This window comes from Kosakonia sp. Marseille-Q7440 (assembly GCF_965119485.1).
This window is the reverse complement of sequence record NZ_CBCPLT010000001.1, coordinates 58,890-74,422: the sequence shown is the minus strand read 5'-3', so window position 1 is coordinate 74,422 and position 15,533 is coordinate 58,890. Positions and strand designations below refer to the sequence as shown.

13 protein-coding genes are annotated in these 15,533 nt (G+C 56.6%); 4 read left to right on the top strand and 9 right to left on the bottom strand.

The window, feature by feature from the left end:
• Positions 1 to 51: 51 nt before the first annotated feature.
• Positions 52 to 462 carry a phosphate-starvation-inducible protein PsiE gene (psiE, locus tag ACWPW2_RS00340; protein ID WP_124970674.1) on the bottom strand — a complete coding sequence of 137 codons (411 nt, stop codon included), beginning with the start codon at positions 460 to 462 and terminating at the stop codon, positions 52 to 54.
• Between the two features lie 160 nt (positions 463 to 622).
• Here psiE and ACWPW2_RS00335 point away from each other — a divergent pair, with 160 nt between their 5' ends.
• Entirely contained in the window at positions 623 to 1,084 is a 462-nt protein-coding gene (locus ACWPW2_RS00335; RefSeq protein ID WP_054804249.1) for an acyltransferase, read from the top strand.
• A gap of 35 nt (positions 1,085 to 1,119) precedes the next feature.
• Here the strand turns inward: ACWPW2_RS00335 and ACWPW2_RS00330 are convergent, their stop codons facing one another.
• The 5 genes from ACWPW2_RS00330 to pgi all read right to left on the bottom strand — a co-directional run bounded on the left by ACWPW2_RS00330 (position 1,120) and on the right by pgi (position 6,992).
• Positions 1,120 to 3,216, bottom strand: coding sequence for a YjbH domain-containing protein (locus tag ACWPW2_RS00330; RefSeq protein ID WP_200134481.1), 2,097 nt, complete (start codon positions 3,214 to 3,216; stop codon positions 1,120 to 1,122).
• Positions 3,217 to 3,218: 2 nt separating this feature from the next.
• Positions 3,219 to 3,956: a capsule biosynthesis GfcC family protein gene (locus ACWPW2_RS00325; protein WP_279794906.1), complete on the bottom strand. Its 738-nt coding sequence runs from the start codon at positions 3,954 to 3,956 to the stop codon at positions 3,219 to 3,221.
• Positions 3,953 to 4,591: a YjbF family lipoprotein gene (locus tag ACWPW2_RS00320; RefSeq protein WP_023478525.1), complete on the bottom strand. Its 639-nt coding sequence runs from the start codon at positions 4,589 to 4,591 to the stop codon at positions 3,953 to 3,955. The genes ACWPW2_RS00325 and ACWPW2_RS00320 overlap by 4 nt, the downstream gene beginning before the upstream one ends.
• 64 nt (positions 4,592 to 4,655) lie before the next feature.
• On the bottom strand, positions 4,656 to 4,898 hold the full coding sequence (gene yjbE / locus ACWPW2_RS00315; protein ID WP_071789442.1) for an exopolysaccharide production protein YjbE: 243 nt from the start codon (positions 4,896 to 4,898) through the stop codon (positions 4,656 to 4,658).
• A 444-nt stretch (positions 4,899 to 5,342) separates the two neighbouring features.
• On the bottom strand, positions 5,343 to 6,992 hold the full coding sequence (pgi, locus tag ACWPW2_RS00310) for a glucose-6-phosphate isomerase (protein ID WP_454121238.1): 1,650 nt from the start codon (positions 6,990 to 6,992) through the stop codon (positions 5,343 to 5,345).
• Between the two features lie 363 nt (positions 6,993 to 7,355).
• On the opposite strand from pgi, the gene lysC reads away from it, so the two are divergent.
• A complete protein-coding gene (gene lysC, locus ACWPW2_RS00305; protein WP_139568492.1) occupies positions 7,356 to 8,705 on the top strand; it encodes a lysine-sensitive aspartokinase 3 in 1,350 nt (449 codons plus the stop codon).
• A gap of 494 nt (positions 8,706 to 9,199) precedes the next feature.
• Here lysC and ACWPW2_RS00300 read toward each other — a convergent pair whose 3' ends face one another.
• From ACWPW2_RS00300 to ACWPW2_RS00290, 3 genes are read right to left on the bottom strand one after another with little or no spacing between them, the layout of a single operon-like run.
• Positions 9,200 to 9,985: a nucleotidyltransferase domain-containing protein gene (locus ACWPW2_RS00300; protein ID WP_023478385.1), complete on the bottom strand. Its 786-nt coding sequence runs from the start codon at positions 9,983 to 9,985 to the stop codon at positions 9,200 to 9,202.
• 12 nt (positions 9,986 to 9,997) lie between these two features.
• Positions 9,998 to 11,224, bottom strand: a complete 1,227-nt coding sequence (locus ACWPW2_RS00295; RefSeq protein WP_023478346.1) for an RtcB family protein — start codon at positions 11,222 to 11,224, stop codon at positions 9,998 to 10,000.
• Positions 11,214 to 12,359 carry a slipin family protein gene (locus ACWPW2_RS00290; protein ID WP_454121236.1) on the bottom strand — a complete coding sequence of 382 codons (1,146 nt, stop codon included), beginning with the start codon at positions 12,357 to 12,359 and terminating at the stop codon, positions 11,214 to 11,216. The genes ACWPW2_RS00295 and ACWPW2_RS00290 overlap by 11 nt, the downstream gene beginning before the upstream one ends.
• A gap of 473 nt (positions 12,360 to 12,832) precedes the next feature.
• Between ACWPW2_RS00290 and rtcR the strand changes: the two genes are divergently transcribed.
• A complete protein-coding gene (rtcR, locus tag ACWPW2_RS00285; RefSeq protein ID WP_454121234.1) occupies positions 12,833 to 14,419 on the top strand; it encodes an RNA repair transcriptional activator RtcR in 1,587 nt (528 codons plus the stop codon).
• A 149-nt stretch (positions 14,420 to 14,568) separates the two neighbouring features.
• The gene (gene panS, locus ACWPW2_RS00280) at positions 14,569 to 15,510 is read left to right on the top strand and encodes a ketopantoate/pantoate/pantothenate transporter PanS (RefSeq protein WP_454121233.1); all 942 of its coding nucleotides are present in this window, start codon (positions 14,569 to 14,571) and stop codon (positions 15,508 to 15,510) included.
• Positions 15,511 to 15,533 lie beyond the last annotated feature (23 nt).

The following is a 15,533-nucleotide window of genomic DNA, read 5'->3' as shown; positions in this document are numbered from 1 at the left end:
TGTTATTGCCACTGCACCCTCAATTTTGGCGGCCTGAACAGGCCGCCTTTTTTATTCGCGGCGCAGGCGCTGGGAGTTACAGATCCACAGCGTGATCACCAGTAGCAGGATCGCCGCCGAGTAGATCAGCACATCCATCGGCGACTCATGATCGATGATGATCAACCGTACAATCGCCGTAATGCCGATATAGACAAAGTAGCGCAGCGGGAAGTGCAGCCCGGACTGAAAATACTTCACAATCAAGGCGATAAATTCGAAGTAGAGGAAGTAAACCACCAGCCCTTCGACCAGCTCATATTTGCTGGTTTGTACCGGCGCGAAGAGCGCAATGGCCAGATGCAGCGTCTCTTTGCCGAGAAAGACAATCAGGATAATACCCAGTGCCAGCAGACCCAGGCTGAGTATGCCCTGCAAAATAGTTGAAACAAACGCCACCCGCGGGTGATTAAGCGACGACATAACAGCACCTCATTATTGTTAGAAGATCCTCTGTATATCGCGTAAATGTGATCTTGATCTACTTTTTTTACTTAGATTATGTGACAGCCCGTGATGAGATGTGTCGCGGTCAGAACAAAGCACGCTGCATATTTTCGGGAAACCGCTTTAAGGAGCCATCATGCACACCGCCTCTCTTCGCCACGCCGCCGTTCGCAACGTGACCTGCGGTGAAAATGTGGTGATTTATGAGCCCGCCAATCTGTATGACTGCACGCTGGCGGATGAGGTTTTTGTCGGCCCATTTGTAGAAATCCAGGGTAATACGCAGATAGGCAAAGCCACGAAGATCCAGTCCCACACCTTTATTTGTGAGTACGTCACCATTGGCGAAGGCTGCTTTATTGGTCACGGCGTGATGTTCGCCAACGATCTGTTCCGCGACGGCAAACCCGATCCAAATCGCGAAAACTGGGGGCGGATTACGATTGGCAATGGGGTATCTATTGGCAGCGGTGCGACGATTCTGGCGGTCTCGATTTGCGATGGCTGCGTAATTGGCGCGGGCAGCGTGGTGACAAAGTCGACTACGGTGAAAGGCGTTTATGCGGGCAATCCGGCGCGACTGCTGCGCCGGTTGTAAAACAGCGCCCTTCTCAGCGCGAGAAGGGCGTTTGCTTACTGGAAGTTAACTGACTTATCGCTGGTCAGGCTGTAGAGATCGAACTTACGGCCCAGTTTCTGGCCGCCGTCACGCGTCAGCGGTGTCCAGCCGATGGCGGCACGGCTGCGGGTCGGGCTGGCGCTGAACAGATCCAGCGGTACGGAGACATACACCCCTTTGGTGAAATCCCCTTCGCCGTACTGCGCGGCGGAAACGTTGGTTTTCGTCGCATACGCCCCGACCACGATGCCGCTGTCGAAGTGTTTCGACACTTCCAGCGTCACCCCTTTATCGCCCGCCAGATACTGCCCGGCGCTCGCTTTCACCAGCACATTATCGGCAAACCACGGCGTCCAGTAGGCGGTGAAGTGCCCGGTTTTCACGCTGTAATCGGTGAACTTCATCATGTCCTGGGCGCTGCGCCAGTCACGCTGCTTCACGTAGTTCGCGTCAATGCCGAAGGCGAGCGGCCCGTCAACCGGACGCCACAGCACCTCTGCACCCGCGCCGCCGTACATGGTCTCCAGATAACCGCCATAGACCTGGCCATAGAAATTATTGCCGAGGTACTGGAGGTAGTTGGCCTGCAGGTTGTTCACATAGACATCGTTCTGCACATATTCACGCACGCGGGTACGCACACGCGGCAGCGCGGAGTCCTTCGGCGGGTTAGTGTAGTTAAACTTGTCATAGTTATTGGAGATGTTGCCGAACAGGCTGCCGGTGGTCAGCAGATGGTCGGTGACCCACCAGTCGGCGGTCGCCATTATCCCCAGCTGATACATGTAGAAGCCTTCCGGCCCGCCGAGCGACTGGTTAAGCACCGGATCGAGATGGAAGTCGAACGCCGTGCGGTCGATATACCAGCCCTGCTCGGTTTTATCCGGCACGATTGGCGTGACGCGTTTTTGCACCAGCTCCGTATCCTGTCCCAGCGGTTCGCCCTCAAGGTGGCGTTTCAGGCTGGCGACATCCGTTTCGGTAGTCACAGCTGGCATACGCAGGCGGTTTTCCGTCACCCGGATGGTGCGAATACCGTCCGGCAAATCATTCATGATGATACGGTTTGCGCGCTCAACCCCTTCCTGGTTATGACGATATTTCACCTGCTCGCCGGTGACATAGAGCGTATCGCCCTTGACCTGAATTTGCGGATCCGCAAGACCGGCATTGTACTTCAGCAACGTAAGCTGATTCGCCACCACCGAGTGTTGCAGGATCGCATCCTGCGGCTGCGGTTGATACTTCGGCCGTGGGTTATCGTTATACGCCGGGCGCAAATTATTGAAGTTATTACGCAGGGTGAAGCCGAACATCCAGGTGTTACCGCGCTCGTAGCTCAGGTTGATATCTGCCCAGTCCGACACGCGATAGATCGCGCCGACGTTCACTTTGCTGCGCTGCGGCAGTTTGCCGGCGAAATCCTGCTGATAGTTGTTGCCGTCATACTCCAGCTTCAGGCGCAGCGGGTTCCACGGCGTCTGGTACTCTACGCCGCCGAACAGCGCGCTCGGGCCGCGGAACATCTGGCTGGTATCCGTTGAACCGGCCTGTTTATAGCGGTTGTCACGCACGCAATAGGCTGACTTGTAGCTACAGAGCGGGTTTTTAATATTTCCATTGGTGCCGAGATAGCCCCAGCCGATACCGAGGGAGAAATCAAACGGCCCCCAGGCTTTGTTCGCCACCAGATATTCGCCATCGAACAGCCCTGTCCCGCCGATATCGCGCGCGCCGACGGAGACCTGCGGCAGCCAGTAGCCCTCTTCCCAGAGGCGTAATTTCAGATCGAACGCTTTATCTTTATAGGTCTGGTTGCCGGAGAACGCTTCAACCGAGCTATATTTGCGCGTACGCACGTCGGTGTAACGCAGTGTAGTTTCCAGCCACGGGAAGAGCTGCACCGAGCCTGAGTAGTAACGATACTGGTCGTTATCGCGATAGTTGAGGCTCAGTTCGCCCTCGGGTGCCATACGCGCGGTGGGCGTTTGCAACAGGCCAACGCCGCCGAAATCTGACTGCGAAGGCCCGATCGGGTCCGGCCAGGACTCCGCGTGACAAGCGGCGCTCACGCCAAGCGCCAATATGCTAATAACAAACGATTTTTTCATTATTATTCCGGTATCCGATGCGTCAGGGACTGGAGAATGTCGGCATTGAGCTTGTCATTCTCATCGCTCCACAAACCCGGTGCGAAACCGACGAAAATCACGCTGCCGGGCATCGGCTCGACGTGACGACGGTTCCAGTAAGCCACCGGTACCTTTTGCGTTTTACCGTTGGGATAGACCACCCATGCGTAGCTGCGATCCGCGCCGCTCAACAGATCCATCTCGTCGAGGTAGCTCACCACATCGCGCTCTGGCGTAAAGGGCTTCTTGCCCGGCCGGCTCACCAGCCCGACGACGGTAATGGTGGTCGGCTGCGGTCCCACCCACAGGGTGTAGTCACCTTCCAGCGGCCGGTTAGCGCGGCGGTGCGTGCGCAAAAAGTCGGGATCGAGTTCAACAAGCTGCCTGCCGGTGACCTTGATTCCCTGCAACTGCTGACGCAAGCCGTTGATGGCGGCGGCGCTGTCCCCCCCCTCTTCTGACGCGAGCGTGGTGAGCCGGGCCAGCAGCGCTTGATGGCGTGCCTGCTCGGTGATCGTCGCCCTGCGCTCGCTGACCACCGCGCCCGGCCACCAGCTGTTCGCCAGACGCGGCTGGCCCACCAGATCGACCAGATGTTCGGCATTGGTTAAGGTTTTCGGTTTGCTGTCGCCGGGGGTGTAAACATCAACGTTGCCCGCCGCCAGCGCCAGCGGGGAGACGAGGCTTGAAAGCATCAAAAAGAGCGCGCGTGTTTTCATTGTTTGCCCGCCTTAATCAGCGTGGTTTTCACCGGGAACCAGTCCGCGCCAAGATACTGTTCAGACTGGCGGATCACCCCGTCCTCATCCACCCAGTAGCGGTTGCGCCAGCTTTTTTGATCCGTTGTGACCTCTTCGTCCAGCACGCGAACGCGGGTTTCGTCGCTGCCCAGTTGCACGGTGTCGGTGCCATTCCAGTGGAACACCGAGCGGGCAGTGGCGTAGCGCACCTGTTTGTATTCGGTCCAGCCCATCATGCGCGTCCAGCTGGTACCATCGATAATTTGGTTAGGTTTCGCCAGCGGATCTGCCGCCAGGTTGGTGACATCAAGCAGGTTATCGGTGCCAAGGTGGGTTTTTACGATGCGATAGTTTTGCGTCACGATGACGGCCTGATCTTGCGTCACCCATTTTTGCTGCCCGTTTTCGGCAAATGCCAACACCACAAACAGCTGAGGGCCGTTATTCAGCCGCATATATTGGCTGGCGTAGGGCATATTACGGATATCTTCATCGGTAAGCTGCACGCCCGGCGTGCCAAATACGCTATTCCAGAGTGAATTCCCGAGGCCTTTGATCGGGCCAGAACATGCCTGAAGGAGCAGGCAAATCAAAATGATACCAGGTCGCTTCACGACTCTTCTCCGAAAGGGACGAAATAACCACACCGAAGTGTGGTTATAGTTAATGCACTCGCTATTACTGAGTACTTGTCGTGGTGGTGGTTGTGGTCCCCGTATTGGAACCATCACCGCCACCGGTTGCCGCCAGAGCGACACCTACCGCTGACCCTACGGTGCTCGCACTCGTTGCCGCAGAGCTGCCTGCAGAAACAGAGGTCGCTGCCGAGCCTGCTGCGTCACCGGTTTGCACCGGTGCAGCGAAAGCAGACGTCGCCGCAAGCGCGGTTATGGCAAAAATGCCATAAAGAGCTTTTTTCATATCAATTTCCCTTCATTGAATGAATGGAGATTTGCCTGAAAAAATTCAGGCGATAGGGAGTATACACAACTAAAGCAGAGGAATTACGCCTCAGGAAATAGCGGGGAACCTTTTAGGAACATTAGCCGGAGCGTATATTTAGCAAACAGTTAGATTTATAAATACTTTAAAAAACAAAGATATAAATAATCACATATTATTCATACAATAAGGCTAGTCCTAAAATAGATAGTAAGCGTTACGCTATGCGCGCTGATTTTCGGATAAACCTGATGAACCAAATTACGCATGGCAAAGGCAGCTATTCGGCGTGGATTAGCCTTAATGGAAATAACATTATTGGAATTACTTATATATTGATTCGCGCAGGCGGCAGATATTTAAGGTGCGGCGGGAATAATTGCGCAGGCAAAAAAAAGCGCCGCCGAAGCGACGCTTTCTCTGTTAACCGCGCCAGGATTTGTAGCGGTTAATCAGCCCGTTTGTTGAACTGTCGTGGCTGGAGATCGATTTATCGTCGCCCAGTTCCGGCAGAATACGGTTCGCCAGCTGTTTGCCTAACTCAACGCCCCACTGGTCAAAGGTGAAGATGTTGAGGATTGCGCCCTGGGTGAAGATTTTGTGCTCATAGAGCGCAATCAGCGCGCCGAGGCTAAACGGCGTGATTTCGCGCAGCAGGATGGAGTTGGTCGGGCGGTTGCCTTCAAACACTTTGAACGGCACCACGTGATCCAACGTTGCCGGATCTTTACCCTGATCGCGATACTCCTGCTCAACCACCTCACGGGATTTGCCGAACGCCAGCGCTTCGGTCTGGGCGAAGAAGTTGGAGAGCAGTTTCTGGTGGTGATCAGAAAGCGCGTTATGGGTAATGGCCGGAGCGATGAAATCGCACGGCACCATTTTGGTTCCCTGGTGAATCAGCTGGTAAAACGCATGCTGACCGTTGGTGCCCGGCTCACCCCAGATGATTGGGCCAGTCTGGTAATCCACGGCGTTGCCATTGCGGTCAACATATTTACCGTTGGATTCCATGTTGCCCTGCTGGAAGTAGGCGGCAAAGCGGTGCATGTACTGGTCATACGGCAGGATCGCTTCGGTCTCAGCGCCGAAGAAGTTGTTGTACCAGATACCGATCAGCGCCAGCAGCACCGGCAGGTTCTTATCCAGCTCGGTGGAGGCGAAGTGCTTATCCATGGCGTGCGCGCCGGAAAGCAGCTCAACAAAGTTGTCGAAGCCCACGGAGAGGATGATCGACAGACCAATCGCCGACCACAGGGAGTAACGACCGCCGACCCAGTCCCAGAACTCAAACATGTTGGCGGTATCAATCCCGAACTCACCCACCGCTTTCGCGTTAGTCGAGAGTGCGGCAAAGTGCTTCGCTACGTGCTTTTCGTCAGCGGCGGTTTTCAGGAACCAGTCGCGCGCGCTATGGGCGTTGGTCATGGTTTCCTGGGTGGTGAAGGTTTTCGATGCCACGAGGAACAGCGTGCTTTCCGGGTTCACTTTCTTCAGCACTTCAGCGATGTGGGTACCATCGACGTTAGAGACAAAGTGCATGTTGAGGTGATTTTTGTACGGGCGCAGCGCTTCGGTAACCATAAACGGGCCGAGATCCGAGCCGCCAATGCCGATGTTGACCACGTCGGTGATCGGCTTGCCGGTGTAGCCTTTCCAGCTGCCTGAAATGATCGCTTCTGAGAAGCTTTTCATCTTCTCCAGCACGGCGTTCACTTCCGGCATCACATCTTTGCCATCGACCATAATCGGCGTATTGCTACGGTTACGCAGCGCGACGTGCAGCACGGCGCGATCTTCGGTGCGGTTGATCTTCTCGCCGGAGAACATCGATTTGATGGCACCGGCCAGATCGGTCTCTTTAGCCAGCGCCAGCAGCGCGTCGAGGGTCTCTTGCGTGATGCGGTTTTTGGAGTAATCCACCAGCATCAGATCGTCGAAAGTAGCGGAGAATTTGGTAAAGCGGTCACCGTCTTTTGCGAAGAGATCCGCAAGAGTGACGTCCTTCATTTCAGCGTAGTGTTTCTGTAGTGCCTGCCAGGCAGAAGTCTGCGTTGGATTGATGTTTTTCATAGCAATACTCTTCTGATTTGAGAAGTGAGACTGCCGTCGATTGTAGCGCCTGCGAGGGGAAGGTGTGATGGTTTTTATGTCAAAGGTTCGGTCGATGTGCGCAAAAGCCAGGCAAAAAACAGCGAAAACCAGCACAACATAAGTCATTTTACTAACAGCAAAAGCAGCATGAAAAATCCGCATAATCCCGACGTTGACACTGTGCCCGCCCAGCCTTTATTTATAAATACGCTGTTTTACGAAGTTTTTTGCAGGATAACTGCACGCTTCAGTTTCATCTACCCAGGCCACCGCTGTGGGGCGAAAGGCGAAGGTTTTACCTTGTGCCATGGCTGAAATGATATCCCCTGACACGAGGTAGTTATGTCAAGTTTCGTTGTCGCTAAATTTGGCGGCACCAGCGTTGCCGATTACGATGCCATGAACCGCAGTGCGGACGTGGTGCTCTCCGATAACAGTGTCCGTCTGGTGGTGCTCTCCGCTTCCGCGGGCGTGACCAACTTACTGGTTGCGCTGGCCGAAGGCCTCGAAGCGACCGAGCGTTTCGTCAAGCTCGACGCCATCCGCAAAATTCAGTTCGATATCCTGGAGCGTATGGGCAGCCAGGCGGTGATCCGCGAAGAGATCGAACGCCTGCTGGAAAATATTACTACCCTCGCTGAAGCTGCTTCGCTGGCAACCTCGGCGGCGCTGACGGATGAGCTGGTCAGCCACGGCGAACTGATGTCGACCCTGCTGTTTGTGGAAGTGCTGCGCGAGCGTAGCGTGCAGGCGCAGTGGTTTGATATCCGCAAAGTGATGCGCACCAGCGACCGTTTTGGCCGCGCCGAGCCGGACGTAGCCGCCCTCTCAACGCTTGCCACGCAGCAACTTGCCCCGCGCATCAATGAGGGACTTGTGATCACCCAGGGCTTTATCGGCAGCGAAGCGAAAGGCCGCACCACCACGCTTGGCCGCGGCGGCAGCGACTACACCGCAGCGTTACTGGCTGAAGCGCTGAGCGCGTCGCGCGTCGATATCTGGACCGATGTGCCGGGCATTTACACTACCGATCCGCGCGTGGTACCGGCAGCAAAACGCATTGATGAAATCGCCTTTGAAGAGGCGGCAGAGATGGCGACCTTCGGCGCGAAAGTGCTCCATCCGGCGACGCTGTTACCGGCGGTGCGCAGCGATATTCCGGTCTTTGTCGGCTCGAGCAAAGATCCGCAGGCGGGCGGTACGCTGGTGTGCAATAACACCACCAATCCGCCGCTGTTCCGCGCGCTGGCGCTGCGTCGTAAGCAGACGCTATTAACGCTGCACAGCCTGAACATGCTCCACTCACGCGGCTTCCTCGCCGAAGTGTTCGGCATTCTGGCGCGGCACAATATTTCGGTCGATCTGATAACCACCTCGGAAGTGAGCGTGGCGCTGACGCTGGATACCACCGGTTCCACCTCCACGGGCGATACGCTGCTGACGCAGGGGCTGTTGATGGAGCTCTCGGCGCTCTGCCGGGTGGAAGTGGAAGAGGATCTGGCGCTGGTGGCGCTGATTGGCAACGATTTGTCGAAAGCGTGCGGCGTGGGCAAAGAGGTGTTCGGCGTGCTTGAACCATTCAATATCCGCATGATCTGTTACGGCGCGTCGAGCCATAACCTCTGTTTCCTCGTCCCCGGAAAAGAGGCCGAACAGGTGGTGCAGAAGTTACACCACAACCTGTTCGAGTGAGATGTTGCCTGATGGCGGCTACGCCTTATCAGGCCTACGGGAGTGATGCAGTTTGTAGGCCGGGTAAGCGCAGCGCCACCCGGCAAAAAGCTCTGTCCGGAGCCAAAACCGGGCACAATATCGTGGTTCTGCCTGATGGCGGCTGCGCCTTATCAGGCCTACGGGAGTGATGCAGTTTGTAGGCCGTGTAAGCGCAGCGCCACCCGGCAAAAAAACTGTCCGGAGCCAAAACCGGGCGCAATATCGTGGTTCTGCCTGATGGCGGCTGCGCCTTATCAGGCCTACGTAAACCATGCATATTTCAATTGCATGGCCGTTTGTAGGCCGGGTAAGCGCAGCGCCACCCGGCAAAAAACCTGTTCGGAGCCAAAACCGGGCACAATACCTTGGTTCTGCCTGATGGCGGCTACGCCTTATCAGGCCTACGCAAACCATGCATATTTCAACTCCATGGTCGTTTGTAGGCCGGGTAAGCGCAGCGCCACCCGGCATGGTTAGGCCATCACCGTTTCAAACAGCAACTGGTCGAGATCGCGGACATTGCCGCTGCGGCTCTCGGGCAATGCATCCGCCACTTCACCGCGCGCCAGCTCCTGGCTGATAAAGTCATGCATCAACGGCCGACGCGCGCCGTATTGCGCTTCACCTGCGCGCTGCTTCACCTCCAGCAGTTCATCGATTTCAGCCCGCAGCGGCGCGCCGAGATCGCTTCCTGCCAGCAGCGTGGCGAAACGCATCGGCGGCATCCCTTTCCCTGCCTCTATCCAGCGCACCGCCAGCAGCGGACGCAGCACATAGAAGTACTTCTTCAGTCGCACCTGCTCATCCTGCAAGTAGCTGCGAAAGTTCTTCTTCGCCATGGCGTAGTAGTGCCAGCGCGCGCGAACCGGTGAAAACCAGTGCGGCACCTGATCGCGTAACGCTGCCAGCACGCCCTCATCCTGCTGATAGACCACTGGCGAATCGAGCCACTCGATAAGCGTCGGGTTTGCGGCCTTCAATAACCCCAGCGCTTTTCGCCACTCCCAGCCGCAAACATCCAGCTCTGCGTCTATCGGCAGCTCGATCACATCGCGCTGCGGTTCAACGCGCAGGTACCACTGCGGCTTGTGCACATACAAAAAGCGCACATCATAATCGCTGTCCGGCGAGGCAAAGCCCCATCCGCGACTGCCTGATTCGCAGGCGTAGAGCACTCTCACATCATATTTGCGCTCTACTGCCTCTAACTCGAGCCGCACGCGTTCACGCATGGCGGCATCTACTCCGTGCTGTTCCATCTTTTCACCCTTTTATCCTTTTACGCACACCACCTGACGCAGGGTATGCACCACTTCCACCAGCGAGGCCTGCGCCGCCATCACGGCGTCGATATCTTTATAGGCCATAGGGATCTCATCGATCACCTCGCTGTCTTTACGGCACTCCACATGCGCGGTAGCGCGGATCTGATCTTCAACGGTAAAGCGCTTTTTCGCCGCGGTACGGCTCATGGTGCGCCCGGCACCGTGGCTGCATGAACAGAAGCTCTCTTCGTTTCCCAGCCCACGCACGATAAAGCTTTTCGCACCCATTGAGCCGGGAATAATCCCCATCTGCCCTTTTTGCGCCGACACCGCGCCTTTACGCGTGACCAGCACCTCTTCACCAAAATGCGTCTCTTTTTGCACATAGTTATGGTGGCAATTCACCGCTTCCTGCTGGGTCATAAAGGGTTTGGTGACAATACTCGACAGCGCTGCCAGCACGCGCGACATCATCACTTCCCGGTTATGACGGGCGAAATCCTGCGCCCACTCGACCGCTTCCAGATAGTCGTCATAGTGCTTGCTCCCCTCGCGGAAATAGGCGAGGTTTCGGTCCGGCAGATTGGCAATATGCTGCTGCATATCCTGCTGGGCCAGGGTGATAAAGACGTTGCCGATGGCATTACCCACGCCGCGCGAACCGCTGTGCAACATCACCCAGACCCGTTGCTGCTCATCCAGACACACTTCAATAAAGTGGTTACCGGTGCCTAATGTTCCCAGATGCTGATAATTGTTGGTCTTCAGCAAGCGCGGATATTTATCCGTCAGCCGCTTAAAACGCGGCGCAAGCGACGCCCAGTGCGCATCCACCTCTTCCGGCGGTCTTGACCACGCGCCTTTATCCCGCTTCGAACGGTTTACCGAGCGCCCGTGCGGCACGGCTTGCTCAATGGCGCTGCGCAGCCCGCTCAGGTTATCCGGCAGATCGCTTGCCAGCAGCGAGGTACGCACGGCAATCATGCCGCAACCAATATCCACGCCGACCGCCGCCGGGATAATCGCCCCTTTGGTCGGGATGACGCTACCAATGGTGGAACCTTTCCCGAGGTGCACATCCGGCATTACCGCCAGATGTTTGAAGATAAACGGCATCTTGGCGGTATTAAGCAACTGCTCACGCGCTTCTGGCTCGACCGGCACGCCGTGGGTCCACATCTTCACCGGCGCGCTGTTTTCACGCGCCAGCAGGTTGTAATCGTTATGCTGCATTATCTTTTCCTTTAATGTTTACAAGGCCGTGCAATACCTGGTCGAGACCACCGAAGACCGAGATCTTATCGATGCGCTCTGCGACACGCTCCAGCGTTTCCAGCTCTTTCAGGCGCAATGCCACCGGGTTGCTCTCCATCACTTTCGCCGTGTTTAGCAACGAACGGGTGGCGGCGGTCTCTTCGCGGCGGCGGATCACATTCGCCTGCGCCGACTTTTCTGCCTCGACTAAGCGCGACAGAATCGTTTTCATCTCGCCCGGCAGGATGATGTCTTTCACGCCAAGCGATGCCACTTCGATGCCGAAGGCCGCCATGCGGTTCGCCACCTGTACGCTAACCACATCAGCAATAATCTGCTTATCTTCCAGCAGCTCATCCAGCGTGCGGGTACCGATCGCTTCACGCAGGGCAAACTGCAACTCGCGGTAGAGGTGATCCAGCGGTTTGCTCAACTGGGCAAACGCGCTCAGCACATCGCTGTAACGCCAGTTCGCCGCCAGGTTGAGGCGCAGGGTCACTTTATCTTTGGTCAGGATCTCCTGGCCGCTCACTTCCAGCACCTGCAGGCGCAGATCGACCACTTCCGCTTCCACCAGGTGGTTCACTTTCCAGTAACCGCTGATACCCGCCGGTAACAGCGCCTGGGTTTCGCCATCGATTTTCAGTACGCCCGCATGCCAGGCGGGAACTTGCACCACGAGGATTGCATCGCGCCCTTTCACCGCCGCGCCGCGTTTCGGCTGCAATACGGCGTTAACAATATCGGCCGGGACGCTCACCTCGTCGGTATTGAGGCGCACCAGCGTCAGAGTGTCGTCCGCTTTCCAGTAAAGACGACGCGTAGCAGGCGGCAAAATCTCCAGCAGCATGCCGTTCAGGTAGAGCGCGCCCGCTTCGTTATCGCCCAGATCGGCTGCCAGGCAATATTTCTCCGCCCAGTCCGGCTGGAAACGGCGCAAATACTCGGCAAGACCGGCCGGCACTTCACTGCCGTCGCGGTTAACAATCAGCACATCCGGTTTTTTGCTAAACCATGACAGACGGTGCTCTCCGGTTTCCAGAACCTGGTAGTAGTCGCCCTCTTTTGCCAGTAACGCTAACTGACCTTTTCGAATTGTGATTTTGTTGGTCATCTCTGTTCCCTCTTATTTTTGTTGTTACGACCGCGAATGCAGGGGCGAAGCGACAGGGGAAACACTGTTTTGCCTGCCGCCCGGCGCCATTATCGGCGGTCGTCTCATGTCACCGTAAACTGCGCGATGACGGGGTACTGCATCATGATTATCTGGAGAGATAATGGTTGCGAATTCGGGAGTCGAACCCGATCAATAACCGATTTTCCGCAGATGTCTCTGCACTGACGGAACGCCTCCGGGAAAACGGCGCTTGCCGCTCCTGATGCGCCGGCGGGGTCAATAACCCCAGCGAACTCAGCGTGTTGACGAGATAACTATTGCGAGAGGCGTGCCAAAAAGAGGGAAACAAGAAAATAAATTTTTATCTTATTGAAAATAAATAATTTAATTTTTTAAGGCGATACCAGGCATTGTGCCAGCCTACGAGATTTCTTATCTTTATGTATCGCCTTTTATTATTCAGGATAAAGATGAAACGTCGGGTTGTGATCGGGGTACTGGGAACAGTGCTGGATAAACGCGGAAAACGGCATAACCGCTTTCGCAAATGGCGACCGACGGTGGCACTCTGCCAGCAAGCGGATTTTCCTGTCGACAGGCTGGAGTTGATCCACCAGCCGCGCGATGAAGGGCTGGCGACGCAAACCGCAGAAGATATCGCAGTGCTCTCGCCGCGCACCGAGGTGCGCAACCACCCGGTGGAGATTAAAAATCCGTGGGATTTCGAAGAGGTCTACGCCGCGTTTCTAGATTTCGCCACTCACTACCCTTTCGATACCGACAATGAAGAGTACCTGGTGCATATCACCACCGGGACGCACGTGGCGCAGATCTGCTGGTTCCTGCTCACCGAAGCGCGCTACCTCCCCGCCAGCCTGTTGCAGACCGGCCCGGCGGCGAGAGGCGCGAATGATAAAGAGATCTCAGCGGGCGTCTGTTCGGTTATCGATCTCGATTTAAGCCGCTATGCCACGCTGACCAGCCGTTTTCAGCGTGAGCAGCAGCAGTCGGTCTCGTTTCTGAAATCGGGTATTGATACGCGCAACGCCACCTTTAACCGCATGATCGATCAGATTGAGCGCGTGGCGCTGCGCTCCTCTGCGCCGATTCTGCTTACCGGCCCGACCGGGGCGGGAAAATCGTTTCTGGCAAAACGCATCTTTCAGCTACGCCACGCCCGCCATCTCGTTGCCGGGCGGCTGGTGGCGGTGAACTGCGCGACGTTGCGCGGCGATAACGCCATGTCGACGCTGTTTGGTCATGTGAAGGGGGCGTTTACCGGTGCACAGCAGGCGCGAACCGGGCTGCTGCGCGAAGCGGATGGTGGGGTGCTGTTTCTTGATGAGATCGCCGAGCTGGGGCTGGATGAGCAGGCGATGCTGTTAAAAGCGATTGAGGAGAAGACCTTTTTCCCCTTCGGCTCGGATAAAGAGGTGCAGAGTGACTTCCAGCTGATTGCCGGTACCCATCGCAATATGCAGCAGTGGGTTGATGAGGGGCGCTTCAGGGAGGATCTCTACGCGCGCATCAATATGTGGACCTTTGAACTGCCGGGGCTGGCGCAGCGGCGGGAGGATATCGCCCCCAATATCGAGTATGAGTTGCAGCGTTTTGGCCTTGAGCAGCAGACGCAGATCCGCTTCGACAAAGGGGCGCGCGAGCGATACCTGGCGTTTGCCTGCTCGCCGCAGGCGGCGTGGCGCGGCAACTTCCGCGAGTTGAGCACCTCAATAGCCCGTATGGCAACGCTGGCGGAACAGGGCCGCATCACCGATACGCTGGTGGCAGAGGAGATCGCACGGCTGGAGTACAACTGGCGCGGTGCGCCATCAATGGGCGATCTTCCGGTCGACATGGAGACGCTGGATCTCTTCGACAGACGCCAGCTGGAGAGCGTGGTGGAGGTGTGCCGCCGCACGCAGAGCCTCTCTGAAGCGGGCCGGGAACTGTTTGCGGTCTCGCGGCAGAAAAAGGCCAACCCCAATGATGCTGACCGGCTGCGTAAATATCTCGCACGCTTTGGCCTGAGCTGGGAGAGCGTGCGCGGCGCAACATAAACGATCTTCATCATAATTCGTTTGAATATTAATCCTTAGCACGATAAACATTGGCTATGGTCGGGCTCGAACCCGGCCGTTAATAAACCCCCGAATCGTTTACGAGAACGGGGAATAACACAACACAATGTCATCGCAAGGAAATCCCCATGCTCGCAACCTTCACGCGGCTGTTCCCGCTCTGGGCCGTGCTGCTCTTCGTTCTCGCCTACTTCTTCCCGCCGACGTTTGTCGCTATCGGGCCGTGGGTCACCACGCTGCTGATGCTGATTATGTTCGGCATGGGCGTACATCTGACCCTCGACGACTTCAAGCGCGTGCTCTCCCGACCGGCCCCCGTCGCGGCGGGTACGTTTCTTCACTATCTGGTGATGCCGCTGGCGGCGTGGCTGCTGGCGATGATTTTCAAAATGCCTCCGGATCTGTCGGCTGGGATGGTGCTGGTCGGCAGCGTCGCCAGCGGAACCGCATCCAACGTGATGATCTATCTCGCCAAAGGCGATGTTGCGCTGTCGGTGACTATCTCTTCGGTCTCAACGCTAGTGGGAGTTATCGCCACGCCGCTGCTGACGCGCCTCTATGTCGATGCCCATATCCAGGTCGATGTGATGGGGATGCTGCTGAGTATCCTGCAAATCGTGGTAATCCCGATTGGGCTGGGTTTGATTGTTCACTACCTCTTCCCGCGCGTGGTGAAAGCGGTAGAGCCCTGGCTACCCGCTTTTTCGATGGTCTGTATTCTGGCCATCATCAGTGCGGTGGTCGCCGGTTCCGCATCACACATTGCTTCTGTTGGGCTGATGGTGATTGTGGCGGTGATCCTGCATAACGCGATTGGTCTGCTCAGCGGTTACTGGGGCGGGCGTCTGTTTGGTTTTGATGAGTCCACCTGCCGGACGCTGGCTATCGAAGTGGGAATGCAGAACTCGGGGCTGGCTGCCGCGCTTGGCAAGCTCTACTTCTCACCACTCGCCGCCCTGCCAGGCGCGCTCTTCTCGGTCTGGCATAACCTTTCCGGCTCGCTGCTGGCAGGCTACTGGTCGGGTAAACCGGTAGAGGGCCATCAGGCAGAAAAGCGCGAAATGAGTTAACGGATAAAGGGAGCGCAGAGCGC

Bases quoted from the DNA above. Each gene is read 5' to 3' on its own strand.
- psiE (WP_124970674.1), bottom strand. From the start codon at position 462: ATGTCGTCGCTTAATCACCCGCGGGTGGCGTTTGTTTCAACTATTTTG.
- ACWPW2_RS00335 (WP_054804249.1), top strand. From the start codon at position 623: ATGCACACCGCCTCTCTTCGCCACGCCGCCGTTCGCAACGTGACCTGC.
- ACWPW2_RS00330 (WP_200134481.1), bottom strand. From the start codon at position 3,216: ATGAAAAAATCGTTTGTTATTAGCATATTGGCGCTTGGCGTGAGCGCC.
- ACWPW2_RS00325 (WP_279794906.1), bottom strand. From the start codon at position 3,956: ATGAAAACACGCGCGCTCTTTTTGATGCTTTCAAGCCTCGTCTCCCCG.
- yjbE (WP_071789442.1), bottom strand. From the start codon at position 4,898: ATGAAAAAAGCTCTTTATGGCATTTTTGCCATAACCGCGCTTGCGGCG.
- pgi (WP_454121238.1), bottom strand. From the start codon at position 6,992: ATGAAAAACATCAATCCAACGCAGACTTCTGCCTGGCAGGCACTACAG.
- lysC (WP_139568492.1), top strand. From the start codon at position 7,356: ATGTCAAGTTTCGTTGTCGCTAAATTTGGCGGCACCAGCGTTGCCGAT.
- ACWPW2_RS00300 (WP_023478385.1), bottom strand. From the start codon at position 9,985: ATGGAACAGCACGGAGTAGATGCCGCCATGCGTGAACGCGTGCGGCTC.
- ACWPW2_RS00295 (WP_023478346.1), bottom strand. From the start codon at position 11,224: ATGCAGCATAACGATTACAACCTGCTGGCGCGTGAAAACAGCGCGCCG.
- ACWPW2_RS00290 (WP_454121236.1), bottom strand. From the start codon at position 12,359: ATGACCAACAAAATCACAATTCGAAAAGGTCAGTTAGCGTTACTGGCA.
- rtcR (WP_454121234.1), top strand. From the start codon at position 12,833: ATGAAACGTCGGGTTGTGATCGGGGTACTGGGAACAGTGCTGGATAAA.
- panS (WP_454121233.1), top strand. From the start codon at position 14,569: ATGCTCGCAACCTTCACGCGGCTGTTCCCGCTCTGGGCCGTGCTGCTC.